Below are 22768 nucleotides of genomic sequence, written 5' to 3' on the forward strand. Positions count from 1 at the left end.
CAGTAACTTAGTGACGTTGCCAAAAGAGCTTAGTACCAAAGCCTAGCTGATTATTCACCATTTTAATTTCTTGCAATTGTAATTGCCATAAAGGCACATGGATGGCGGCTAGCGCCACAGGGAAACGTAAGCAATACTGTTTTCTTGCTCTGATGTCGTCATTAGCGGTTAATAAAGACACTGTACCGGTGAATTGAACGCCTTGCAGATTGGCGACAGAAACCTCTTGAGTACTAATACTGCCCGCAACAAATAAATTTTCCTGCATCATATGTGCGTGTCGTGTATGTTTTTCTGAGAGAAAAACAAGTCGCATGTTGCTTTCATCGAACCAATAGAAACAATTCGCGCACCAAATATCCCCTAATGCACGAGTTGTACATAAGGTAAACACATGGTGACTGGCTATATATTGTTTAATTATTTTGATCGAGTCTGGCGTAGACATAATTTACCTGCATAGAAACTAAAAGAGACGCTGTTTAGGTGATAATTATATCACCAAAACAAGCGTCTTACCGCGTGTCTCTTTGTGCAGGTAACTTATCGAGAATAATTATAAATTAACGATAAATTTCCGCATTTACAGTCAGATAATCGTCACCTGTAGCACCGATAACTTTATAACCAGTTGCGCCTTCATCTTTTGCGATTTGTGCAATTTTAGTTGTTAAGCCATCTAAAGTATCGTTACCTGTAATTGTGATATACTCACCAGTAGAGGTATGGCTAGTTGCTACGCTGTCAGCAGCGATTGAACCGAATGAAATAGCACTTAAAGCTAATGTTGCAGCGATTAATGTAGATTTTTTCATGATGAACTCCAATTAAATTCTAAATTTGTTATCTATCGCGGAGTGTGTCTCTGTGATGTGGATCATATTATGCATTTTAATTTAACTTTAAAATTAGCAATTATTGCTGTTCTTTTTCAAAATAATTGAATATATTTTTTTAGAAAAACGTTTTTTATGTCATAAATTTTTCACAACGTGTTGATATAATTACAAGATTTGAAACTTAGTGGTGTGTTAATAACTACCGTTAGAAATTAAGAAATTTTGTTTATTAAAATCATAAGTAGCACAAAAAGGAAAAAAGATGGCTGATACTCAATGGTCAATCTATATTGTCAGAAATCGTCTTGGCTCTCTTTATACCGGAATAACAACGGATGTTGAGCGACGATTTAATCAGCATCAAAATGGAACTGGCGCGAAAGCACTAAGAGGGAAAGGCCCATTATCATTGGAGTTTCATTGCCAAGTTGGCGATAGGCAACAAGCGTCTCAACTTGAATATCGTTTAAAACAGTTAAAAAAAATACAAAAAGAAAAGCTGATCATTGATCAGCCTTCAGACGTTGCACAGTATTTAGCATAATGAAAAGATGCGATTATCAAACCTCATCAAATAACGGCGAAAAGTTCACTAAGCCGTGAATATCATCAACATTGCCATTATCTAAAGCATAAAATTGAAATGCTTCTTCTGTATTCGGCCATTTGCAATGCAAGCCTTGTGATTTTGCCGGTATAAAACCTGATTTTTGATAATAAGTTGGCTCACCTAATACCACAACAGCGCCATAACCAAACTCATTAAGGCTATCAAGCCCTTCATTAATCAATTGACGACCGATGCCCTGACCACGGTATTGTGGCGCCACAGCTAATGGCGCAAGTCCTACCCATTGGCAATCTTTTCCCTCAATATCTACAGGCGTAAAACCGATATAACCAATAATCCGGCCTTCGTCATTGATTGCCACCATACCTAAGGTTAATAATCCCTCTTCACGTAAGTGACCAACTAAATCGGCTTCTGCGCCTGTTGGAAATGATTGGCGTAAAAGATCATCAATAGCAGGAATATCAACAGGAATTTCAACACGTATTAGCATGAAGTTGAGCTCAGTTCATGGCTGTGTGCGGTGTCTTCAACTTCATCTTGAAGGCCACTTTTCACAAAATCAGCCAATTGTAGTAAACCAAAACGCAACACAGATGGCATAGAGTCTAACTCAATTGCATCCATTAGGTTCTTAACATATAACCCAAGTTCTGTATCGCCCTCAATTTGTAAGCGTCGTTGAAAAAACAAGGTGTCCGGATCTTCTTTACGCGCGGCAATTAAAATAAGATCGTTAGCATTACCACTAAAACTTACATCTTCTTTTTCAGAACGGCTTACGATTAATTTATCATCACAAACACTGATAAACCACTGCAAATGTAAATCTTTAATTTCTACCTTTAGCCATTTATCTTCTAAGAAGTGTAAATCCCCCTCAGCTAATGCTTCGCGGAATTGCCAACTTAAAAACTGTTCTAAAATATCACGTTGCAAAGCAAATGGCGTGATTTGCAAAGGGTAACGCAAGAAACGAGGGCCATCTTTAACTAGGCGGGTGCGAATTTTATTAAACACTTTCGGACTCCTTAACATTTAATTGCGGCTATTGTGCCAGATATAGATAGCGATTCTGCGATCCTACATCAATATTCCGTTAATCGGTTGTTCATATTTTGAGTTATTTAATTTTACTTAAGTAAAACTCAATATTCTCTGCCCTAAATCAAAACCTTTTTTTATCCTGCTTATTACAATTTCTGATCATTTTTAATCTCTAAAGGGAAGTGAAGATGGAATTGTTGTGCCCAGCAGGTAACTTACCCGCATTAAAAGCCGCTGTTGATAATGGTGCAGATGCCGTTTATATCGGCTTAAAAGATGACACCAATGCTCGCCATTTTGCTGGCTTAAACTTCACAGAAAAGAAATTGCAAGAAGCCGTCAATTACGTACATCGCCACCAGCGAAAACTGCATATTGCCATTAATACTTTTGCTCATCCTGATGGATTTGAACGTTGGCAAAAAGCCATTGATATGGCGGCTCATTTAGGTGCCGATGCATTAATTTTGGCCGATATTGCTATGCTAGAGTACGCAGCTGAACGCTATCCACAGATAGAGCGTCATGTATCGGTACAGGCGTCGGCCACTAATACTCAGGCAATCGCATTTTATCAACGCAATTTTGATGTTGCACGTATTGTACTACCACGCGTTCTTTCTATTCATCAAGTCAAACAATTGGCTCAAAGTAGTCCTGTTCCTTTAGAAGTCTTTGCCTTTGGTAGTTTGTGCATCATGGCTGAAGGACGCTGTTATCTTTCCTCTTATCTAACTGGTGAATCGCCTAATACTGTCGGAGCCTGTTCCCCAGCTCGTTTTGTCCGTTGGCAGCAAACACCACAAGGTATGGAGTCTCGCCTCAATGATGTCTTAATAGACCGTTATGCTCCTGATGAAAATGCAGGGTATCCTACTTTATGTAAAGGACGTTATTTTGTTGATAAACACTGCTATCACGCCTTAGAAGAGCCAACCAGCTTAAATACGCTAGCGCTACTACCTGAACTTATGGCTATGAATATTGCCTCTGTCAAAATTGAAGGTCGCCAACGTAGCCCCGCGTATGTTACTGAAGTTGCAAGAGTATGGCGTGCAGCTATTGACCAATGTAAAAAAGATCCTCAAGGTTTTAAAACCCAACCGCGTTGGATGAGTGCATTAGGAAAAATATCTGAAGGAACACAAACAACATTAGGTGCTTACCACCGGAAATGGCAATAATAAGGGATAATAATATGAAATACGCATTAGGCTCTGTACTTTATTATTGGCAAAAAGAAACACTTGAGACATTTTATCAGCAAGCAAAACAGAGCGATGCTGATATTATCTACTTAGGCGAAACAGTCTGTAGTAAGCGCCGTGAGACTAAACCACAAGATTGGATTAATCTGGCCAAAGAAGTGGCTAAAAGTGGTAAACAAGTGATCCTTTCTACCTTAGCACTACTACAAGCGCCTTCTGAACTAAAAGAGATAGCAAAGCTGGTGGATAACGGTGAATTTTTAGTTGAGGCTCATGATTTTGGTGTGATCAATATGCTTTATGAGCGTCATTTACCTTTTGTAGCAGGCCATGGATTAAACTGCTATAACGCTTATGCACTACGTTTATTACAGAAACAAGGCATGATACGTTGGTGTATGCCGGTTGAGCTGTCTCGTGAGTGGTTAAATAATCTTTTAATTCAATGTGAAGAATTAGCGATTAGAGATAAATTTGAAGTAGAAGTATTCGCTTATGGTCATCTTCCTTTGGCTTATTCAGCGCGTTGTTTTACTGCTCGCTCGGAAAATCGTGCTAAAGATGATTGTGAAACCTGCTGTCAAAAATACCCACAAGGCCGTCAGGTATTATCACAAGAAAACCAACAGGTGTTTGTTTTAAATGGTATTCAAACGCAAAGTGGCTACTGTTACAATTTAGGTAATGATTTAACCTCAATGGCAGGTTTAGTCGATATCGTCCGTCTTTCACCGCAGTCTGATGAAGTTTTTACTACCTTAAAACAATTTCGCCAAAATGAACAAGGCGCACACCCTATTAACACCATCCATCATCATGATTGTAATGGTTATTGGCGTAAACTGGCTGGTTTAGAATTAGTTGAATAAAGAATATTTTTGTTCATTCTTGGTAACGTAAATCGCATAAATTAAAGTGGGAAAACACCGTCGTTATCCCACTATTGATTTGTTACCCACATTGGGACTATCTATTTGACTTATTATAATGTCTCACCCAGTGCTTAAATTGATGAGTAATTTTCCTTAACTCACCATTGCGCAACATCCCCACTAACACCCCCAAAATGGTATATATCACGCCTAAAACCAGCATCATCACGATATCCCCTAGGATGCTTTGGAATGATAATCCCATCTGGTTAATTCCGGCCATAGCATTTACAGCCCATGTAGAAGGTAATGCAGAGGATATTGCCAATACCCAATCTGGCATAGCTTGTAATGGCCAAATAGTTCCCGAAATATAGAATACCGGTGTCGTCACAAATGCCAATGTTAAGTAAATCATCTCAACACTGCGCAAGCATTCGGTGATCAACTTACCTAATCCTAATACCGCTAATAAGAATGGGAAGGTCAACATCCAAATTTGATAGAGGGGTGCTTCTTGACGATAGCCTAATACCCACGGCCATAGTGCAAAGAACACCGAAGATAAAAAGAGCCAAATAGGTATAAGTGCAGATAGCGCACCTAAATATACCGCTAACGGAGGCTTCCCTTTTGGCGTTCCTCTGACGGCGATACTCACTCGTACACAAGCAATTAATAATGAGTGTTGCAATAACATCACTAACAAGCCTGGGAAAATAATGGCGGCAAAACTGACCCCAGGGTTATACATGGCGATAGTTTCACTTTGGATCGGTTTTAATAATATTTTTGACTGTGTCGCACTAAAACCCGCATTTTGTAAGATACGGCCGTTATAGTTATCTAATAATTGCTGATACGCCTGCATTAATTCTTGCTGAATTTGTCCACTAGCAAGGCGGTTGGTCGCATCTCCATACACAGGAACGGTAACATTTTTGCCATTAAGCAGTTTTTTTTCAAAATCTGTTGGAATGATAATAATGGCAAACAGTTCACGCATGATCATGTCATGACGAGCTTCATCTAAATTATCATATCCCTTTAAGCTTAATTTAGGTGTGGCATCTAATGAGCGGATAAGGGCATAACTGGCGGGGCTATGATCTTGATTGATCACCGCCACAGGCAGATCCCACAATACAGGTTTAGCGTAGACTAAACTCATAATGCAAAGAGAAACCAATAATAACATCCACATCGGTTTTTCTAACATGCCTAATAAAACACGCTTAAATGTTTGGAAATACATCTGCATCATACGACACCTACCTGTAATTCCAATCTTTTAAAGATGCGTTTGCGAACTAAAAGCGCAATCGCAAAAGGATAAATCAACAAAAGCGTGCACACATAAAGAATACCTTGTAACGAAACTTCCCTTAAGAAGATATCAAACATAGCATTTAAGGCGTGCGTTAACGGCTCTAGATTAGAAATGATTCGAGCAGGTAATATCATCGACAGTTCAGGCACTGCCATCCCTGAAAAAGCTAAGGCGATACTCACTAGCATACCTATCATACTGTATGCGGTTATCGCACTATTGGTAAATGTAAACAACAGCAACCCAATACTTTGTGCCGCGATGATATAAAAGAACCCCACCAATATCATATAAAGCGGATTACCATTGACTTTTGCCCCTGAAAAATGCACTAAAGCCGCTAACTCAATCATTAATAATGTTAAGAAAAACAGCGTATAAGGTGCTAATTTACCTATCAGGGCAAAAGTGAAAGGTTTTAGGTTTAATAGCATATTACCCCGTGATAAGGAGTAAATAGTGCAGGTGACAACAAAGAGTTGCAGCATATGGATGGTTGCAGCAAATTGTTGATAGTAGATATAACTACCACTGGCATTAAACAGGCTGTCATAAGAGAGTGTTACTTTGGCTAAAGGCGGCACCGGCTTATTCATCTCTTGCGCTAAAACAGTGCGATATTGAGCATTAAGCTCAGCAATTAACCCGCTAAAATCCTGTATAGCATAGCTACCCGCAGCATAATACAACCCATTGTAATACATTCGGGTTGTCGGCTGTTTACCTGCTAATACATCTTTTTCAAAATGGCGGGGGATCATTAAAATAGCGTAATCTTTTGCACTTCCTAACTGCTCTAAGGCGGTTCGCGGATTTGTATCTAGTGCACTTAATTTTGCATGAGAGCCTGCATTTAAATCTCGGATCAACGTTTTTGATAGTGGACTATTATCATTATTGATAACGGAAACTGGCAAATTCAGCAAAGTACCTTCTGAAAAGTTAGCACTAATTAATGTGAATAACATTAATGGAAACAGCCAGCTTAGCCAGTGGAACACTGGGCTTCGCACTGCCATATGGGTTTCTCGTGAGAATGCGCTATTAAAACCACGCCAAGCTGCCTTTACTCTCATTATTCGCCCTTACTTATCCCAACGCCATAATGCGCTCATACCAGGACGTAGTCCTTCAATTTGTGCCGTTGGATACAGTCGAACTTCAAAGGTTTTTAAGTCGAAATCTCCTGTTGCACGCGTCGCTCTTTTCGTTGCGTAATCTCCCATAGGAGCAATATAGCGAACTTCTGCTTCCACTTCTTTATTGCCTAACGCAGGAACAGTGATTGTGATGCGATCGCCTTTGCGGATATCGGCTAAAATATCTTCACGCAAGTTATATACAAAATAGGCTTCAGGGAGACGAATTAACGTAGCTAATGGGCTATTGGCATTAAAAAGCTGACCCACTTCCGCAGGAATAGGCCCCACTTCGCCGTCAACCGGCGCTTTTACCTGTAAATCTTGTTGCTGAACTTTCAGCTCAATTAATTGCTGCTCTGCTTGTTGTAGTGCGGCTCGGTATTTCTCACGTAATTCAATACGATCACCGTTTTTCGCTTCATCTAATTCAGCTTGTGCTGCTTTGGCTTGCTGCACGGCAACATCTCGACGACTACGAGCACTATCAAGCTCATTGGCAGAGACATAACCTTTATTGGCGACCGCACTAAGACGTTGGTAATCTTTCGTTGCATTGGTGGCTTGTGCTTGCGCCTGAGATAAGATCGCTTGTAAATTGCGAATGCTTTCTTCTCTTGTACCGTGAATAGAGAGATCTAATTGAGCTTGAGCTTGGGCTTTTGCCGCTTCCAGTGCCGCCACTTGAGCATTGAGTTCCGGGCTATCTAAGGTGATCATCAATTGCCCCGCTTTAACATCATCACCCCGCTCAATATGACGCTCTATAACACGTCCTTTGGCTTTAGAGGCCACAATAACTTCAGGTGCATCCACTTCACCTTGCAGTAATAAATATTGATTATGCGCGCGGAAAAGAACGGCTAATGCAATAAGTATTAGCATTAATAAAATAAGATAGATGGCTCTTTTTTTCATATAACGATTAGACCTTAATAGTGAAGTAGAACACTCACTGATAGCGTTATCTTACACAATAACTGGCTATTTCTTTAAGAATTTTGTGCGCTAGATCACTGACTCAGAGGAAGATTTTCTTTGATAGTGCGATTAAGTTATTCTTATACCAAATTTTATTACTCCATGAATAGCCTCATTTTATCTACGTTTTTTTTAATTTATTAAATAAACACAGAAAGTGGTACACACAACTTATGTACGAATTTGATTTAATTTTGCTGTTATTACAGCAAATGTGCGTTTATCTCATTATTGCGTGGTTTCTCAGCAAAACGCCGCTATTTACGCCTCTTTTACAAGTGACTATCAAACTTCCACATAAATTAATGTGCTATGTGATTTTCTCCATTTTCTGCATTATGGGCACCTATTTTGGATTGCATATTAATGACTCTATTGCTAATACCCGTGCTATTGGCTCCGTATTAGGTGGATTATTAGGTGGCCCGTATGTAGGCTTTCTCGTTGGCTTCACGGGTGGCTTACACCGCTATTCCCTTGGCGGAATGACAGCGTTAAGTTGTATGGTATCCACTATCGCAGAAGGATTAATTGGTGGATTAGTTCATCGTTATTATGTAAAACATGGACAAATGCACCGCATATTTAATCCTTGGACAGCGGCTACCGTCACCTTTTTTGCCGAAATAATACAGATGAGTATTATTTTATTACTCGCTCGTCCTTTTGATGAAGCACTTTCTTTAGTAAAAAATATTGCCGCTCCTATGATTGTAGCAAATACAATAGGTGCTGCGATGTTTATTAGGATATTACAAGATAGACGTGCCATTTTTGAAAAATATACCAGTGCTTTCTCCGCTCAAGCATTAAAAATTGCGGTTTGCACTGAAGGTATTTTACGTAAAGGCTTTAACCAAGATAATAGTACTCGTGTTGCAAAAGTTATCTACCAAGAATTAAAAGTCAGTGCTGTCGCCATTACGGATAGAGATAAACTACTCGCTTTTATTGGTATTGGCGCTGATCATCATTTGCTAGGTACACCGATTTCCTCAGAACAATCCAAACAAGCCATTAATAATAACGAAGTCGTGTATGCGGACGGCAATGAGACACCTTATCGATGTACCCTTTCTCCACATTGTAAATTAGGCTCGACACTGGTTATTCCTTTACGAGGAGAAAATAATCGCGTTATTGGCACCATAAAACTCTATGAAGCAAAGAATCGCTTATTTAGCTCCATTAATAGAACCTTAGGAGAAGGGATCGCCAGTCTATTATCAGCACAAATTCTTGCCGGACAATACGAAAGAAATAAACAATCACTATTAGAATCAGAAATTAAATTACTACACGCACAAGTCAATCCCCACTTTTTATTTAATGCATTAAATACATTACAAGCCGTTATTCGTCGTGATAGTGATCAAGCAAAACAGTTAGTGCAATTTCTGTCGGCTTTTTTCCGTAAGAATTTAAAAAGACCCGAAGCGATAGTGACACTCAGTGATGAAATTGAACACGTCACGGCTTATTTACAAATTGAAAAAGCGCGCTTTCAAGAAAGTTTACAGATAGATATTCAGATACCTGAACATTTAGCCACTGCGCGCCTTCCTGCATTTTCGCTTCAGCCTATGGTTGAGAATGCAATTAAACATGGAACATCACAGTTATTAGGCATCGGAAAGATTACAATTAGAGCGCATCAAGAAGACCACTTAATAGTGATCGAAATTAGTGATAATGCAGGGCTTTATCATTCGCAAGGCGCATCACATCAGCTCGGTTTAGGAATGAGACTTGTCGATAAGCGGATTAAATTACGCTATGGTGATCTATATGGTGTACTTGTGGAGTGTCAGCCTGATAACTATACCAAAATAAAAATCTGTTTACCCTTAGAAAAAAATATGGATAACGCAGCATAACAATGAATATATTAATCGTTGATGATGAGCCGCTTGCTCGTGAAAATTTACGTTGTTTACTCGAAGAAGAAAAAGATATTCATATTATTGGTGAATGCAGTAATGCTATTGAGGCGATAGGAGAAATACATCGTAAAAAACCTGATGTGGTTTTTCTTGATATTCAAATGCCACGTATTACTGGCTTAGAAATGGTCTCAATGCTTGATCCTGAACATCGCCCTTATATTGTCTTTCTAACGGCATTTGAAGAATATGCTATTCAAGCATTCGAAGAGCACGCTTTTGATTATTTGCTCAAACCATTAGAGCAAGAGCGTTTAGCCAAAACATTAAGTCGTTTACGCCAAGGCAATAAACAAAATATTGATTTATTATTACCACCAGAAGAACGCTTAAAGTGCATTCCTTGTACTGGGCATAGCCGTATTTGGCTAATGCCAATCGATGAGGCCGTGTTTGCTACATCACGATTAAGCGGTGTCTATGTCACCAATAATCAAGGGCAAGAAGGTTTTACTGAGCTTACATTACGTACTTTAGAAACACGCACCCCGCTGGTACGTTGCCATCGTCAATATTTAGTGAATATGGATTATGTCAATGAAATTGTATTTGGTGATAATGGACAAGCAGAACTTATTTTACATAATAATAAACAAATTCCAGTCAGTCGACGTTACCTTAAACCCTTAAAAGAAGCGATTGGCTTAATTTAATCAGTAAAAAGGAATGAGCTAGATGGAACCCATTTATATTAAAGTTTATATTAATCGCATCGAAGTTCGTGATCTTCACACCAAAAAAGAATTTTCTGTAGAACGTCATTTTACTCATAGCCGAATGTTAATTGGCGATTTTTACCCTGCTATTGAAGCGATACGAACAGCACTTACTCAAATAGGTATTAACCCATTATCTTTTTTTTGTCGAAAAAGAAATGTGGTAATTCATCCTTTAGAACGTACCGAAGATGGATTATCCCAAGTAGAAATTCGATTATTCAATGAAGTCATTGCCGGTGGATTGAATAATAAATACAAAAAAATCGTTATTAGTGCAAAACTCACACCACTTATGGATGCAGAGGTGATTGAATTAATCAATAAATCATAAATCTATATAAAATCAGTATTTAACCATTTACAAATAAGTGTCTAAATACTTATTAAAAATCTGCTGATATTGTTTTCTAGAAAATATAATGAGTATAAACAGGTTTAATACCTAAACATTGTTCGGCTTTACTGTAAATTATTTTATTATGACTTCATTTTTAGCTATTACCAACTTATTTATATAATACTTTTTATTTAGTACTATAAAATTTAAAAACTTCACATATTATTTTTAATAGTTAATTATGGTAATTAAAATTATAAGTAGACAAATTAAAAGTTTAATTTTAGTCTAATGTAAAATTAATTTTTAAATATTATAGATAGGAGAACATTATGAAAGAGAAAAATTCAGATAGAATAACACAAAAAGATGAACTTTATTCGCTAGATAAAGCTGGTATTAATTATATAGAACTTAATATAACTAAAAGCCATTTCTATGACTTAAATAATAATTTTCATCAATTAGAATCCTTTGTAAACTGGGATAATGGAAATAGAACATTGATTACTGATGTTTTATTGCATCAGAAACCTAATACTGATAATAATAAAATTTCTCAACAATTAATGAACAATATTATCAATGAGATGGCTAGTTTTTCTTCTTTAGGAAATAGTGAGTCCATCCCAATAAATCAATTTATAAATTCAATTGAAAGTACAGTTTTATTAATACCAAATCTATTGAGATAATATAATGAAAATATTTAATATATTATTTTTTGGTTTATTAATTATTAGTAATTCCTCAATCGGTGATGAATACCCTATTATCACAGATAAAATGTTAAGCTCAGGATATAACAAATTAGAGTTACAGTATGATCCTCAATTACCTTTGATTACACCTTATCCTGAAAATAAAGAGCTTGTTTATCCTCTTATTGACAAGGCTAAAAAAAATAACAATTCTAATGATAGCTATCTTATTGCTTCCATTTTCTTTGTTGGTTGTACTAATTTAAAATATAAAATTACTCATGAAAGTGATAAAAACCAGTGCGAATTATCACGTAATTTCTTAAAAAAAACATTAGCATTGAACCCTAAACATGGAGCAGCTTTATTCTATCAAGCCGTTATTTTTGAAAATGGTTATGGTGTTGAAAAAGATATAAGCAAAGCAATTAAATACTATGACAAAGCATGTCGAATAAAAGGAAACAAAGTAATTATTGCTTGTGAAAATCTTTTTTCTATCTATTTACATGGTAACAAAGGTGTTCCTCAAGATTTAAACAAAGCCAAAGAATATGCAAAATGGATTGCTGAAAATGGGAGTCAAAAATATCAAGAATATATAAAACGTTGGGATTACATTTTATTTTCTCTTGAATTAAGTTTAAAACTAAAAGAATGTAAAAAAAGTGGGATAAATGCATCTATATGTATCCGCAAAAGCAATAATGCACTCTTGGAATATGCCAATAAAATGTACCCAATAGAGTAATTATTTATTTCTACTCTATATAGAAAAAACCAGCCAATTTTCGTTGACTGGTTTTTCAATTTATATCATTAACTCAATTGAATACTGAGTGAATTATACTCTTATTGATTATGAGAGCTACTACGACGACGTGGTGCGTTTTCGTTATTACCGCGACCACGGAAGTTACCACGCTCACCATTACCACGGCGTGGTGGTTGATCGCCTTTACTAAAGCGACGACCACCTTGTGGCTGACCATCACGACGGCTGCTATTACGGCGCTCACGGTAAGGTTGTGCATCACCCACTAACTGCATATTCAATGGTTTATTCATAATGCGAGTACGAGTGAAGTGGCTTAATAAATCGCCTGGCATCCCTTTTGGTAACTCAATGGTTGAGTGAGAGCCATATAATTTGATATTACCAATATAACGGCTACTGATATCGCCTTCGTTGGCAATAGCACCAACAATATGACGAACCTCAACCCCATCATCACGACCTACTTCAATACGATAGAGATCCATTTCACCCGCATCACGGCGCTCACGACGTGGAGAACGTTCGCGATCGTTACGGCGATCGTCACGATCGTTAAATTCACGACGAGGACGACGTACTGGATCAGGTGGCAGAATAAGTGCACGCTCACCTTGAGCCATTTTCAGTAATACTGCCGCCAATGTTTCCATATCTAACGCTTCTTCACCTTGTGGCGCTAATTTTGGTAACAATGCACGATATTGGTCAAGGTTACTTGTTTCTAACTGTTGAGCGATTTGCTGAGCAAATTTTTCCTGACGACGCTGACTAATCAGCTCTGCGTTTGGTAACTCAACTTCAGGAATAGACATCTTCATCGTGCGCTCGATATTGCGCAGTAAACGGCGCTCACGATTATCAACAAATAGAATTGCACGACCCGCACGACCTGCACGGCCAGTACGGCCAATACGGTGTACATAAGACTCTGAATCCATAGGGATATCATAGTTGACAACCAAACTGATACGGTCAACATCCAGACCACGCGCAGCAACATCCGTTGCGATAAGGATATCTAAACGGCCGTTTTTCAGACGCTCTAATGTTTGCTCACGCAGAGACTGATTCATGTCACCATTCAATGCCGCACTGTTATAGCCATTACGCTCTAAGGTTTCTGCTACTTCTAAGGTCGCATTTTTTGTACGAACGAAAATAATAGCTGCATCGAAATCTTCTGCTTCTAAGAAACGGATTAATGCTTCATTTTTACGTGCACCATAAGTCATCCAATAGCTTTGGCTAATATCTGGGCGTGTAGTTACACTGCTTTGAATACGTACTTCTTTTGGATCATTCATAAAGCGACGTGTAATACGACGGATAGCTTCTGGCATCGTCGCAGAGAATAATGCGGTCTGGTGCTCTGCTGGGATCTTACTTAAGATATTCTCAACATCTTCAATAAAGCCCATACGTAACATTTCATCAGCTTCATCTAATACTAAACCTTTTAGTTTAGATAAATCTAAGGTGCCACGGTTTAAGTGATCTAATAAACGACCCGGTGTACCCACAACAACTTGTGGCCCTTGGCGTAATGCACGTAGTTGAACGTCATAGCGTTGACCGCCATACAGAGCAACGACATTCACTTTTGGTAAATGTTTAGAAAAATCTTCAATGGCTTCGGCAACCTGAACCGCAAGTTCACGGGTTGGTGCTAACACTAAAATTTGTGGTGCTTTTAATGATTCATCTAGATTGTGTAATAACGGTAAGCTAAACGCAGCGGTTTTACCACTACCGGTTTGTGCCATACCTAGAACATCATTGCCATCTAAAAGGAAAGGAATACATTGTTGCTGAATTGGAGAAGGCTTCTCGTAGCCTAAATCATTCAGTGCAGTCAAAATAGGTGCTGATAAACCTAGATCAGCAAAAGTCATATCGGTTTCAGTAGTCATGTCACTGTGCCTCATTCATTATGGCGGCCAGTTGACATAACATACCGCATGGTTTGTCGGTCTTTATCATCTAAAATGTGAACTGGCTCAAATTATATTATTAAACGAACAAACAAGCCCTCATCCTATGCAGATGATGGCTTTCAAACTGATCAAAGAAATGTTCGTCAGCTATTGCTGGTCCGATTCCGCTAGGTCTTCTTGTTGGCCTAACAGTGCTAATTCCAACAATGCGTAGCGGTGCTCAACAAAGTTATGTGCGTTGTTGGCAACCGTCAGCTTGAATAACGCTTCAGCGCTATCCATGTCCCCCAGACTTAGGTAATATTTACCTAAATAGAAGTTAGTTTCACTAAGATGCTCAGCGAGCGAAGTGTTATCGGTTGACGTCTCATTTAGCCTTTCCATTAATGTTTTTTCACTAATGTCACCTAAATAAAACTCAACTATATTCCATCCCCATTGTCCCGTTTTATTCGCCTGTAGGTATCGCTGTTTCAGCTGTTTTTTAGCAGAATCAGAGTCTATCTCTTTTTCAACAAGATATAACCAAAGCGAACGAATGGGATCATTTGGATCGACCTGATAAAACGCCTGCAGATCATCCTGCGCCAATTTCAATCGGCCACCATAGTATAAAGCGATACCACGATTAAAACGCGCATTATTGTAAGTTGGATCAAGCTCTAAAACAGAATCAAACGCTTCATAAGCAGCATCATAATTCGCTGCTTGCGTAAAATAGATACCTAGAAAATTAAAAATTTCTAGCATATCTGGTCTCATTGACAGCGCCATTGAAAAATCATTGCGCGCCAATGCTCTTAAACCGAGACTATCATACAGCACACCACGCTCATATAAAAGCTGTGCATATTCATCTTCGGTTAATGAACGGCTCGCCAGAATTTGTTCTATACGAGCCAATATCACTTCTTGTTGTAAAGAAGGCTGTAGTGGAGTAGCAAAAATAGCATTCTTACGCCATTCTGGACTAGTGCTGCACCCGGAAATAAAGATGAAAACAGCAATAGAACAACCGCGCAGAAATGTTTTCATTTCTCACTCCCAAAGTCAGACTCTTTCAACAAAAAGCGTTTTATGACGTCCTACTTGTCAATCATAATAAGTCTCTACCGATACCTATGTCTAGATATCGGTAGTAGAATATCATTAATTTGCAGGATCTTCAGAAGAAGTTTCAGTTGCTTCCTGCTGGGTTGCTTGAGCCTCTTTCATGCTTAAGCGGATACGGCCTTGGCGGTCAATTTCCAGTACTTTCACTGGAACTTCTTGACCCATAGTCAGGTAATCACTTACTTTCTCAACGCGTTTGTCTGCGATTTGAGAAATATGCACCAGACCTTCTTTACCACCACCGATAGCAACAAATGCACCGAAATCAACGATACGTGTTACTTTACCGTTATAGATACGGCCAACTTCAACTTCTGCCGTGATCTCTTCGATACGAGCGATAGCTTGTTTTGCTTGTTCGCCACTAGTAGCTGCAATTTTCACTGTACCATCATCTTCGATTTCGATAGTGGTCCCAGTTTCTTCCGTTAATGCACGGATAACCGAACCACCCTTACCGATAACATCTTTGATCTTATCAGCATTGATTTTGATAGTGTGAATACGTGGTGCAAACTCAGAAATTTCTGCACGCGGCTGGCTAATTGCACTTTCCATTACCCCTAAAATATGCAGACGTGCACTTTTCGCTTGATTTAACGCAACTTGCATAATTTCACGAGTGATACCTTCGATTTTGATATCCATTTGTAATGCACTGACTCCGTTACGGCTACCCGCAACTTTAAAGTCCATATCACCTAAATGGTCTTCATCACCTAAAATATCAGAAAGAACAACGAAGTTTTCACCTTCTTTTACCAGACCCATTGCAATACCAGCAACAGATTCTTTAATTGGTACACCAGCATCCATCAGTGCTAAAGAAGCACCACAAACAGATGCCATTGAAGATGAACCATTGGATTCTGTAATTTCAGACACTACACGTACTGTGTATGGGAATTCTTCAATCGTTGGCATAACGGCTAATACACCACGTTTTGCTAAACGACCATGACCAATCTCACGACGTTTTGGCGAACCCATCATACCTGTTTCACCGACAGAATATGGAGGGAAGTTGTAGTGCAGTAAGAAGGTATCGGTATGCTCACCCATGATGTCATCAATGGTTTGTGCATCACGTGCAGTACCTAAAGTAGCTGTTACTAATGCTTGAGTTTCGCCACGAGTAAATAGCGCAGAGCCATGTGTACGTGGTAATAAACCTGTACGAATATCTAAAGCACGTACCATGTCTTTTTCACGACCATCGATACGAGGTTCACCCGCTAATACACGAGCACGAACAATTTTCTTCTCTAAACCAGAGAAAATTTCAATGATTTCGCCTTCGTCTAAAGACTCATCTTCTGCTAATAATGTGCTGATCACTTCATCACGAATAGCATCGATTTGCTCATAACGCTCTTGTTTTTCAGTAATACGATACGCATCACCAATACGAGTTTGTGCTAATTGAGCAATACGATCATGTAAAGATTGGTTAATAGGCTCTGGTGCCCAATCCCATTTTTCTTTACCGACTTCGGCAACTAATGCATTGATATTTTCAATCACAACTTGTTGTTGTTCATGACCAAATACCACTGCACCTAACATTTGTTCTTCTGATAATAAATCAGCTTCTGATTCAACCATCAGTACCGCACCCGCAGTACCTGCAACCACTAAGTCTAATTTACTGATTTTCAGTTCATCAACGGTTGGGTTCAGCACATATTGACCATCAATAAAGCCAACACGAGCACCACCGATAGGACCATTGAAAGGTACACCTGATAATGACAGTGCTGCAGAAGCACCAATCATAGCAACGATATCTGGGTTAACTTGTGGATTAACAGAAACCACAGTCGCAACTACTTGGATTTCGTTTAAGAACCCTTCTGGGAATAGTGGGCGTAAAGGGCGGTCGATAAGACGCGCGATTAAAGTTTCACCTTCGCCAGGACGACCTTCACGACGGAAGAAACTTCCTGGAATACGGCCAGCTGCGTATGAACGCTCTTGATAGTTAACGGTGAGTGGGAAGAAGTCTTGTCCTTCTTTCACTTTTTTCTTAGCAACAACGGTAACAAAAACAGCAGTGCCGTCCATGTCAACCATTACAGAAGCCGTTGCTTGGCGAGCCATCATGCCCGTTTCTAACGTAACGGTATGTTGACCGTATTGAAATTTACGAACTGTAGGATTCAGCAAAATAATATCCTTTATCTTATTGTCGCATGATATTTAGCGACGATGAATAATCTTTTCTCCGCTACGTCCCCTCGCGACTAATGGAAATATTTAACTTAACCACGTTTAAACACTTTCATTAGCCGCGCGAATTGTCGCAACTAGAGAGACTAAATAACCATCACCACATTAAAACATAACGACTCATTTTTGAAATAGTACTTTCTTAAAAATAGCACTTTCTAGTAGAAAAGGGGCCTACTGGCCCCTTTTCACTGAAACTCACTTGATTAGCGACGCAGACCTAAACGTTCAATCAGTGCAGTATAACGAGCTACATCTTTACGTTTCAGGTAGTCCAGCAGATTACGACGGCTGGAAACTTTACGCAGCAGACCACGACGGCTGTGGTGATCTTTTTTGTGCTCTGAAAAGTGACCTTGCAGGTGGTTGATTTCTGCAGTCAGCAGTGCGATCTGAACTTCGCTTGAGCCAGTATCGTTAGCATCACGACCGAATTCAGCAACGATCTTTGCTTTCGCTTCAGTACTTAGAGACATAATAAAACTCCAATAAAAGTAAAATTTTCAGATAGCCAATCTCTAATTCAGCTATCCAACTCAGCCACCTAAACAGATAGCCGCATTATTCTACGCTTCAAACACACTTAGCGCAAGAATTGCTATTCAGGGTTATTGAGTGCCTGATAATCCACGACTAATCTTTTCGGTGCAACTAGACCATCTTTGATGATCGCAAGGCCAATAAATTTTTTCTCATCGCCTTCGGTGACTCTGACCCATTCCCCTTCATCCAAGGTGTGATTTACCCGAACCGGTTGCCCCAGTTTTAAGTAACCCGCCATAATGGCGGTTAAATGCACCACAGGGAAATGTGCAACCGCAGTATCCATAGGCAATAATAAGGCATCTAACGCAGGAAATGGTGACTCATCTTGTTGCTGAGCATCATCAATAATTGCGCGCAATTGCTCAAGCGTCACCATACGCTCTTTCGGATAATCTGCGACTTCTAAACGACGTAAGAAAATCACATGGGCACCACAGTTTAATTTCTCACCCAGATCATCAATGATAGTGCGAATATAAGTACCTTTAGAACAATGAATTTCTAGTTCTAATTCATCGTCTTCCCAGCGAATAAATTGCAATTCATACACGGTAATGGGTCTTGCTTCTCGCTCAACTTCAATACCTTGTCTTGCATATTCATAAAGTGGTTTACCTTGATGCTTAAGGGCTGAATACATTGAAGGAATTTGCAATGTTTCACCACGAAAACTCTCTAACGCAGCATCGAGCGCTTGCTGGTTAAACTGTACCGGTCGTTGCTGGATCACTTGTCCATGAGCATCAGAGGTATCTGTTCTTTCACCTAATTTGGCAATCACTCGATAGCGTTTATCTGAATCCAATAAAAACTGTGAAAACTTTGTCGCTTCACCTAAACAGATAGGAAGCATACCTGTCGCTAAAGGATCTAAAGCGCCGGTATGCCCCGCTTTACTTGCATTAAACATGCGGCGTACTTTTTGCAAAGCGTCATTCGATGAAATATCTTGAGGCTTATCAAGCAATAATACGCCGTTAATCTCACGCCCTTTACGACGACGCCCCATTACTCTTCCTCTTTATGACGGCGTTTTTCATCATCTTTGACAACATTTGACACAAGGTTAGACATACGCATACCTTCAACTAATGAATTGTCATAAGCAAATGTTAGCTCAGGAACAACACGTAAGCGCATCGCTTTACCTAATAAAGAGCGAATAAAGCCTGCTGCTTCGTTAAGGGCTTTTAAGCCATTTTCTACCATTTCTTCATCGCTTTCTTCACCTGCTGAGAGGTTTAAAAAGGTGACAAATACTTTGGCGTAAGCCAGATCACGTGAAATTTCAACACCGGATACGGTGGCCATTCCAATACGAGGATCTTTTACTTCGCGCTGTAAAATGATGGCGATTTCTTTTTGCATTTCCTGAGAAACACGCTGAGCACGGCTAAAATCTCTTGCCATTTTATCTCTCCCTGACAATGTCGTTATCACTCTATTGTCATTATTGATCCAATTTTAAAATCGATGATATCTAAAGAGTATACATAAAGTCACGTTTCACAACCGCTTTACGCTTTTTTTCTCTTTAGCAATAAATCTGCTCTTTAGCGTTATCTTACCCTGTTCTTTTAATGACATAAATTACTGAAAGCCAATCTATTTCGCTTATATTGAAAAATACAGAAAAGAATAAAGGGGGAATAGCATAAAGAGAGGAATAAGAAGGGAGCCATTAAGCTCCCTTCCTTTTTAAATCAGACGTACTCGATTAATCGATAGAACGTTTAATTTCGATAACTTGGAACACTTCAATCATATCGCCAACACGGACATCGTTGTAGTTTTTCACACCGATACCACATTCCATACCATTACGGACTTCGTTGACGTCATCTTTAAAGCGACGCAGTGATTCAAGCTCACCTTCGTAAATAACCACGTTATCACGTAATACGCGAATAGGATTGTTACGTTTGATATTACCTTCAACCACCATACAACCCGCGATAGCGCCGAATTTAGGTGATTTAAACACATCACGAACCTCAGCAAGACCCATGATTTCTTGTTTGTATTCAGGCTCTAACATACCGCTCATTGCTGATTTAATTTCATCAATCAAGCTATAGATAACGGAGTAGTAACGTAAATCAACACTTTCTTGTTCGATAATACGACGAGCAGAAGCATCAGCACGAACGTTGAAACCAAGAATGATAGCATCAGAAGCAGCCGCTAAAGTCGCATCTGTTTCAGTGATACCACCCACGCCAGAACCGATAATTTTCAGTTTAACTTCATCTGTAGAAAGTTTAACTAATGCATCAGTGATGGCTTCACAAGTTCCTTGAACATCCGTTTTCAGTACGATGTTCAGTTCAGAAACTTTACCTTCTTCCATGTTAGCAAACATGTTTTCCAGTTTAGATTTCTGTTGACGAGCCAGTTTCACTTCACGGAATTTACCTTGACGATATAAGGCAACTTCACGCGCTTTTTTCTCATCACGAACAACGGTTGCTTCATCACCCGCAGAAGGTACATTAGACAGACCTAAAATCTCAACAGGCATTGATGGGCCGGCAGATTGTACTTCTTTACCTAATTCGTTACGCATTGCACGAATACGACCGTATTCAAAGCCACACAGAACGATATCACCTTTATTCAAGGTACCTTCACGAACAAGGATAGTCGCAACAGGACCTCGGCCTTTATCGAGGTAAGATTCGATAACAACACCGCTTGCCATACCCTCTTTTACTGCTTTCAGTTCAAGAACTTCCGCTTGTAATAAGATAGCATCCAGCAACTCGTCAATACCTAAGCCTTGTTTTGCTGACACATGGATAAACTGAGTCTCACCACCCCAATCTTCTGGCAGAATGCCATATTGAGACAGCTCAGTTTTAACACGATCAGGATCAGCTTCTGGTTTATCAATTTTGTTCACGGCAACAACAACAGGCACATTTGCTGCTTTGGCATGTTGGATAGCTTCGATAGTTTGTGGCATCACACCATCATCAGCAGCAACAACCAGAACAACGATATCCGTTACCTGAGCACCACGGGCACGCATTGAAGTAAATGCGGCGTGACCTGGAGTATCTAGGAAGGTAATTTCACCTTTGTCGGTTTTAACGTGATAAGCACCGATATGCTGAGTAATACCACCTGCTTCACCTGAAGCCACTTTCGTTGAACGAATGTAGTCGAGTAAAGAGGTTTTACCATGGTCAACGTGACCCATAATAGTCACAACAGGCGCACGAGATACAGCCATTTCATCGCTAGTATCACGGTCGTTCATCACTTGTTCTTCTAACTCGTTTTCACGACGTAAGATAACTTTGTGACCCATTTCTTCCGCAACCAGTTGTGCCGTTTCTTGGTCTAAAACTTGGTTGATGGTTGCCATTGCACCCATTTTCATCATTGTTTTAATGACTTCAGAACCTTTCACTGCCATTTTGTTTGCTAAATCAGCAACTGAAATAGTCTCACCAATGACAACATCACGGTTTACGGCAGCGGCTGGCTTATTGAAGCCTTGCTGTAATGTGCTATTTTTACGTCCTTTGCCTTTCTTGTTAGAACGGCCAGCAGCGCGAGCTTCTTCACGATCTGCTTTTTCAGAGTGACGGTTATTTTTCTTTGGACGAGGGGCTTTTGCTGCACGACCACGGCCACGGCCACCTTCAACCTCAGCATCACTTTCATCTTCTGCATCACGCGCATAGCGAGATGTCGTCACATGATAGTCAGTACCTTCTGTTTCAGATGGCGTATCTGAAGTCCATTTTTCAGCATTTTCTTCCGCTAAGCGACGCGCTTTTTCTGCTGCAATGCGAGCTTCTTCTTCAGCTTTACGACGCTGAGCTTCTTCTGTTTTACGTTTCAGTTCAGCCTGTTCGGCTATGCGACGTGCTTTTTCCTGATCAGCCTTATCAGCTTTTGGTTTCTCGTTTTGTTTCACTTTGTCTTTTTCCGCTGCTTCGCGCTTAGCTAATTCCGCTGCTTCACGTTTTGCTTCTTCAGCTTCACGTTTTGCCTTTTCTTCAGCCTTTTTCTTGGCTTCTTCAGCTTCACGTTTTGCTTTTTCTTCAGCTTCGCGCTGTGCTTTCTCTTGTGCTTCGCGCTGTGCTTTTTCTTCTGCTTCGCGACGCGCCTTTTCTTCCGCTTCACGCTGAGCTTGCTCTGCCGCTTGTGCTTTTTCAACTGCATCACGGTTCACATAAGTGCGTTTTTTGCGGACTTCGATGGCTACTGATTTATTTTTGCCACCTGTACCAGGAACACTTAACGTACTACGCACTTTGCGCTGTAACGTTAATTTTTCTGGTTGGCTGGTTGACTCTTTATCACGGTTCAACCAAGCCAGCAAGGTTTCTTTCTCTTTTTGGGAGACAGAATCAGAGACGGTTTTCTTAATACCGGCATCAGCAAACTGCTGTACCAAACGTTCAACCGGTGTCTGAATCTCTTCTGCAAGTGATTTTACTGTTTCATCTGTCATTCTGTTCCTTCCT

The 22768-nt window shown here is 39.6% G+C and carries 22 protein-coding genes; 8 read left to right on the forward strand and 14 right to left on the reverse strand.

Features of this window, described 5'->3' with window-relative positions; translation table 11 throughout:
• Positions 1-7: 7 nt before the first annotated feature.
• Together GWI58_RS02795 and GWI58_RS02800 are read right to left on the reverse strand one after the other, a co-directional pair.
• Entirely contained in the window at positions 8-448 is a 441-nt protein-coding gene (locus tag GWI58_RS02795) for a YhbP family protein (protein ID WP_161768877.1), read from the reverse strand.
• Between the two features lie 115 nt (positions 449-563).
• Entirely contained in the window at positions 564-815 is a 252-nt protein-coding gene (locus GWI58_RS02800; RefSeq protein ID WP_004246207.1) for a YdgH/BhsA/McbA-like domain containing protein, read from the reverse strand.
• 286 nt (positions 816-1101) lie between these two features.
• Here GWI58_RS02800 and GWI58_RS02805 point away from each other — a divergent pair, with 286 nt between their 5' ends.
• Complete coding sequence (locus GWI58_RS02805; protein WP_036894069.1) at positions 1102-1383, forward strand: GIY-YIG nuclease family protein; 282 nt, start codon at positions 1102-1104, stop codon at positions 1381-1383.
• A gap of 16 nt (positions 1384-1399) precedes the next feature.
• Here GWI58_RS02805 and GWI58_RS02810 read toward each other — a convergent pair whose 3' ends face one another.
• Together GWI58_RS02810 and ubiT are read right to left on the reverse strand one after the other, a co-directional pair.
• Positions 1400-1903: a GNAT family N-acetyltransferase gene (locus GWI58_RS02810; RefSeq protein ID WP_020946636.1), complete on the reverse strand. Its 504-nt coding sequence runs from the start codon at positions 1901-1903 to the stop codon at positions 1400-1402.
• Positions 1897-2430 carry a ubiquinone anaerobic biosynthesis accessory factor UbiT gene (ubiT, locus tag GWI58_RS02815; RefSeq protein WP_004249588.1) on the reverse strand — a complete coding sequence of 178 codons (534 nt, stop codon included), beginning with the start codon at positions 2428-2430 and terminating at the stop codon, positions 1897-1899. The genes GWI58_RS02810 and ubiT overlap by 7 nt, the downstream gene beginning before the upstream one ends.
• Positions 2431-2645: 215 nt before the next feature.
• Between ubiT and ubiU the strand changes: the two genes are divergently transcribed.
• Both ubiU and GWI58_RS02825 read left to right on the forward strand, forming a co-directional pair.
• Entirely contained in the window at positions 2646-3641 is a 996-nt protein-coding gene (gene ubiU, locus GWI58_RS02820; RefSeq protein WP_004246211.1) for a ubiquinone anaerobic biosynthesis protein UbiU, read from the forward strand.
• A 14-nt stretch (positions 3642-3655) separates the two neighbouring features.
• Complete coding sequence (locus GWI58_RS02825; protein ID WP_004249589.1) at positions 3656-4534, forward strand: U32 family peptidase; 879 nt, start codon at positions 3656-3658, stop codon at positions 4532-4534.
• 97 nt (positions 4535-4631) lie between these two features.
• Here GWI58_RS02825 and GWI58_RS02830 read toward each other — a convergent pair whose 3' ends face one another.
• The 3 genes from GWI58_RS02830 to GWI58_RS02840 are packed head-to-tail and all read right to left on the reverse strand — an operon-like array spanning position 4632 to position 7924.
• Positions 4632-5798, reverse strand: coding sequence for an ABC transporter permease (locus GWI58_RS02830; RefSeq protein WP_094959713.1), 1167 nt, complete (start codon positions 5796-5798; stop codon positions 4632-4634).
• Entirely contained in the window at positions 5798-6943 is a 1146-nt protein-coding gene (locus tag GWI58_RS02835; RefSeq protein ID WP_046334764.1) for an ABC transporter permease, read from the reverse strand. The genes GWI58_RS02830 and GWI58_RS02835 overlap by 1 nt, the downstream gene beginning before the upstream one ends.
• A 9-nt stretch (positions 6944-6952) precedes the next feature.
• Positions 6953-7924 carry an HlyD family secretion protein gene (locus GWI58_RS02840; RefSeq protein ID WP_161768878.1) on the reverse strand — a complete coding sequence of 324 codons (972 nt, stop codon included), beginning with the start codon at positions 7922-7924 and terminating at the stop codon, positions 6953-6955.
• A 236-nt stretch (positions 7925-8160) separates the two neighbouring features.
• Between GWI58_RS02840 and GWI58_RS02845 the strand changes: the two genes are divergently transcribed.
• The 5 genes from GWI58_RS02845 to GWI58_RS02865 all read left to right on the forward strand — a co-directional run bounded on the left by GWI58_RS02845 (position 8161) and on the right by GWI58_RS02865 (position 12438).
• Positions 8161-9864, forward strand: a complete 1704-nt coding sequence (locus tag GWI58_RS02845; RefSeq protein WP_161768879.1) for a sensor histidine kinase — start codon at positions 8161-8163, stop codon at positions 9862-9864.
• A gap of 2 nt (positions 9865-9866) precedes the next feature.
• Complete coding sequence (gene btsR / locus GWI58_RS02850) at positions 9867-10583, forward strand: two-component system response regulator BtsR (RefSeq protein ID WP_161768880.1); 717 nt, start codon at positions 9867-9869, stop codon at positions 10581-10583.
• A 22-nt stretch (positions 10584-10605) separates the two neighbouring features.
• Complete coding sequence (locus GWI58_RS02855; RefSeq protein ID WP_004246224.1) at positions 10606-10980, forward strand: YjaA family stress response protein; 375 nt, start codon at positions 10606-10608, stop codon at positions 10978-10980.
• A 338-nt stretch (positions 10981-11318) separates the two neighbouring features.
• Positions 11319-11681: a hypothetical protein gene (locus GWI58_RS02860; RefSeq protein WP_161768881.1), complete on the forward strand. Its 363-nt coding sequence runs from the start codon at positions 11319-11321 to the stop codon at positions 11679-11681.
• Positions 11682-11685: 4 nt separating this feature from the next.
• Positions 11686-12438: a tetratricopeptide repeat protein gene (locus GWI58_RS02865; RefSeq protein WP_161768882.1), complete on the forward strand. Its 753-nt coding sequence runs from the start codon at positions 11686-11688 to the stop codon at positions 12436-12438.
• 101 nt (positions 12439-12539) lie between these two features.
• Here the strand turns inward: GWI58_RS02865 and GWI58_RS02870 are convergent, their stop codons facing one another.
• The 7 genes from GWI58_RS02870 to infB all read right to left on the reverse strand — a co-directional run bounded on the left by GWI58_RS02870 (position 12540) and on the right by infB (position 22755).
• Complete coding sequence (locus GWI58_RS02870) at positions 12540-14375, reverse strand: DEAD/DEAH family ATP-dependent RNA helicase (RefSeq protein ID WP_026090516.1); 1836 nt, start codon at positions 14373-14375, stop codon at positions 12540-12542.
• Between the two features lie 171 nt (positions 14376-14546).
• A complete protein-coding gene (gene nlpI, locus GWI58_RS02875; protein ID WP_004249600.1) occupies positions 14547-15434 on the reverse strand; it encodes a lipoprotein NlpI in 888 nt (295 codons plus the stop codon).
• A 114-nt stretch (positions 15435-15548) separates the two neighbouring features.
• A complete protein-coding gene (gene pnp, locus GWI58_RS02880) occupies positions 15549-17678 on the reverse strand; it encodes a polyribonucleotide nucleotidyltransferase (protein WP_161768883.1) in 2130 nt (709 codons plus the stop codon).
• 269 nt (positions 17679-17947) lie between these two features.
• A complete protein-coding gene (gene rpsO, locus GWI58_RS02885) occupies positions 17948-18217 on the reverse strand; it encodes a 30S ribosomal protein S15 (RefSeq protein WP_004253005.1) in 270 nt (89 codons plus the stop codon).
• Positions 18218-18339: 122 nt separating this feature from the next.
• The gene (gene truB, locus GWI58_RS02890) at positions 18340-19296 is read right to left on the reverse strand and encodes a tRNA pseudouridine(55) synthase TruB (protein ID WP_049218748.1); all 957 of its coding nucleotides are present in this window, start codon (positions 19294-19296) and stop codon (positions 18340-18342) included.
• Positions 19296-19697 carry a 30S ribosome-binding factor RbfA gene (gene rbfA, locus GWI58_RS02895; protein ID WP_004246236.1) on the reverse strand — a complete coding sequence of 134 codons (402 nt, stop codon included), beginning with the start codon at positions 19695-19697 and terminating at the stop codon, positions 19296-19298. Before rbfA ends, truB begins: the two co-directional genes overlap by 1 nt.
• 307 nt (positions 19698-20004) lie before the next feature.
• On the reverse strand, positions 20005-22755 hold the full coding sequence (gene infB, locus GWI58_RS02900; protein WP_046334737.1) for a translation initiation factor IF-2: 2751 nt from the start codon (positions 22753-22755) through the stop codon (positions 20005-20007).
• Positions 22756-22768 lie beyond the last annotated feature (13 nt).

Origin of the sequence: Proteus sp. G2674 (assembly GCF_009915195.1) — a bacterium.
GTDB classification, from domain to species: Bacteria; Pseudomonadota; Gammaproteobacteria; order Enterobacterales; family Enterobacteriaceae; genus Proteus; species Proteus mirabilis.

What these genes read in the sequence shown, in the direction of transcription:
- GWI58_RS02795 (WP_161768877.1), bottom strand. Translation starts at nt 448, where the DNA reads ATGTCTACGCCAGACTCGATCAAAATAATTAAACAATATATAGCCAGT.
- GWI58_RS02840 (WP_161768878.1), bottom strand. Translation starts at nt 7,924, where the DNA reads ATGAAAAAAAGAGCCATCTATCTTATTTTATTAATGCTAATACTTATT.
- ubiU (WP_004246211.1), top strand. Translation starts at nt 2,646, where the DNA reads ATGGAATTGTTGTGCCCAGCAGGTAACTTACCCGCATTAAAAGCCGCT.
- GWI58_RS02860 (WP_161768881.1), top strand. Translation starts at nt 11,319, where the DNA reads ATGAAAGAGAAAAATTCAGATAGAATAACACAAAAAGATGAACTTTAT.
- infB (WP_046334737.1), bottom strand. Translation starts at nt 22,755, where the DNA reads ATGACAGATGAAACAGTAAAATCACTTGCAGAAGAGATTCAGACACCG.
- GWI58_RS02845 (WP_161768879.1), top strand. Translation starts at nt 8,161, where the DNA reads ATGTACGAATTTGATTTAATTTTGCTGTTATTACAGCAAATGTGCGTT.
- nlpI (WP_004249600.1), bottom strand. Translation starts at nt 15,434, where the DNA reads ATGAAAACATTTCTGCGCGGTTGTTCTATTGCTGTTTTCATCTTTATT.
- GWI58_RS02855 (WP_004246224.1), top strand. Translation starts at nt 10,606, where the DNA reads ATGGAACCCATTTATATTAAAGTTTATATTAATCGCATCGAAGTTCGT.
- GWI58_RS02865 (WP_161768882.1), top strand. Translation starts at nt 11,686, where the DNA reads ATGAAAATATTTAATATATTATTTTTTGGTTTATTAATTATTAGTAAT.
- GWI58_RS02825 (WP_004249589.1), top strand. Translation starts at nt 3,656, where the DNA reads ATGAAATACGCATTAGGCTCTGTACTTTATTATTGGCAAAAAGAAACA.
- GWI58_RS02830 (WP_094959713.1), bottom strand. Translation starts at nt 5,798, where the DNA reads ATGCAGATGTATTTCCAAACATTTAAGCGTGTTTTATTAGGCATGTTA.
- rpsO (WP_004253005.1), bottom strand. Translation starts at nt 18,217, where the DNA reads ATGTCTCTAAGTACTGAAGCGAAAGCAAAGATCGTTGCTGAATTCGGT.
- GWI58_RS02870 (WP_026090516.1), bottom strand. Translation starts at nt 14,375, where the DNA reads ATGACTACTGAAACCGATATGACTTTTGCTGATCTAGGTTTATCAGCA.
- truB (WP_049218748.1), bottom strand. Translation starts at nt 19,296, where the DNA reads ATGGGGCGTCGTCGTAAAGGGCGTGAGATTAACGGCGTATTATTGCTT.
- GWI58_RS02805 (WP_036894069.1), top strand. Translation starts at nt 1,102, where the DNA reads ATGGCTGATACTCAATGGTCAATCTATATTGTCAGAAATCGTCTTGGC.
- rbfA (WP_004246236.1), bottom strand. Translation starts at nt 19,697, where the DNA reads ATGGCAAGAGATTTTAGCCGTGCTCAGCGTGTTTCTCAGGAAATGCAA.
- btsR (WP_161768880.1), top strand. Translation starts at nt 9,867, where the DNA reads ATGAATATATTAATCGTTGATGATGAGCCGCTTGCTCGTGAAAATTTA.
- GWI58_RS02800 (WP_004246207.1), bottom strand. Translation starts at nt 815, where the DNA reads ATGAAAAAATCTACATTAATCGCTGCAACATTAGCTTTAAGTGCTATT.
- GWI58_RS02835 (WP_046334764.1), bottom strand. Translation starts at nt 6,943, where the DNA reads ATGAGAGTAAAGGCAGCTTGGCGTGGTTTTAATAGCGCATTCTCACGA.
- GWI58_RS02810 (WP_020946636.1), bottom strand. Translation starts at nt 1,903, where the DNA reads ATGCTAATACGTGTTGAAATTCCTGTTGATATTCCTGCTATTGATGAT.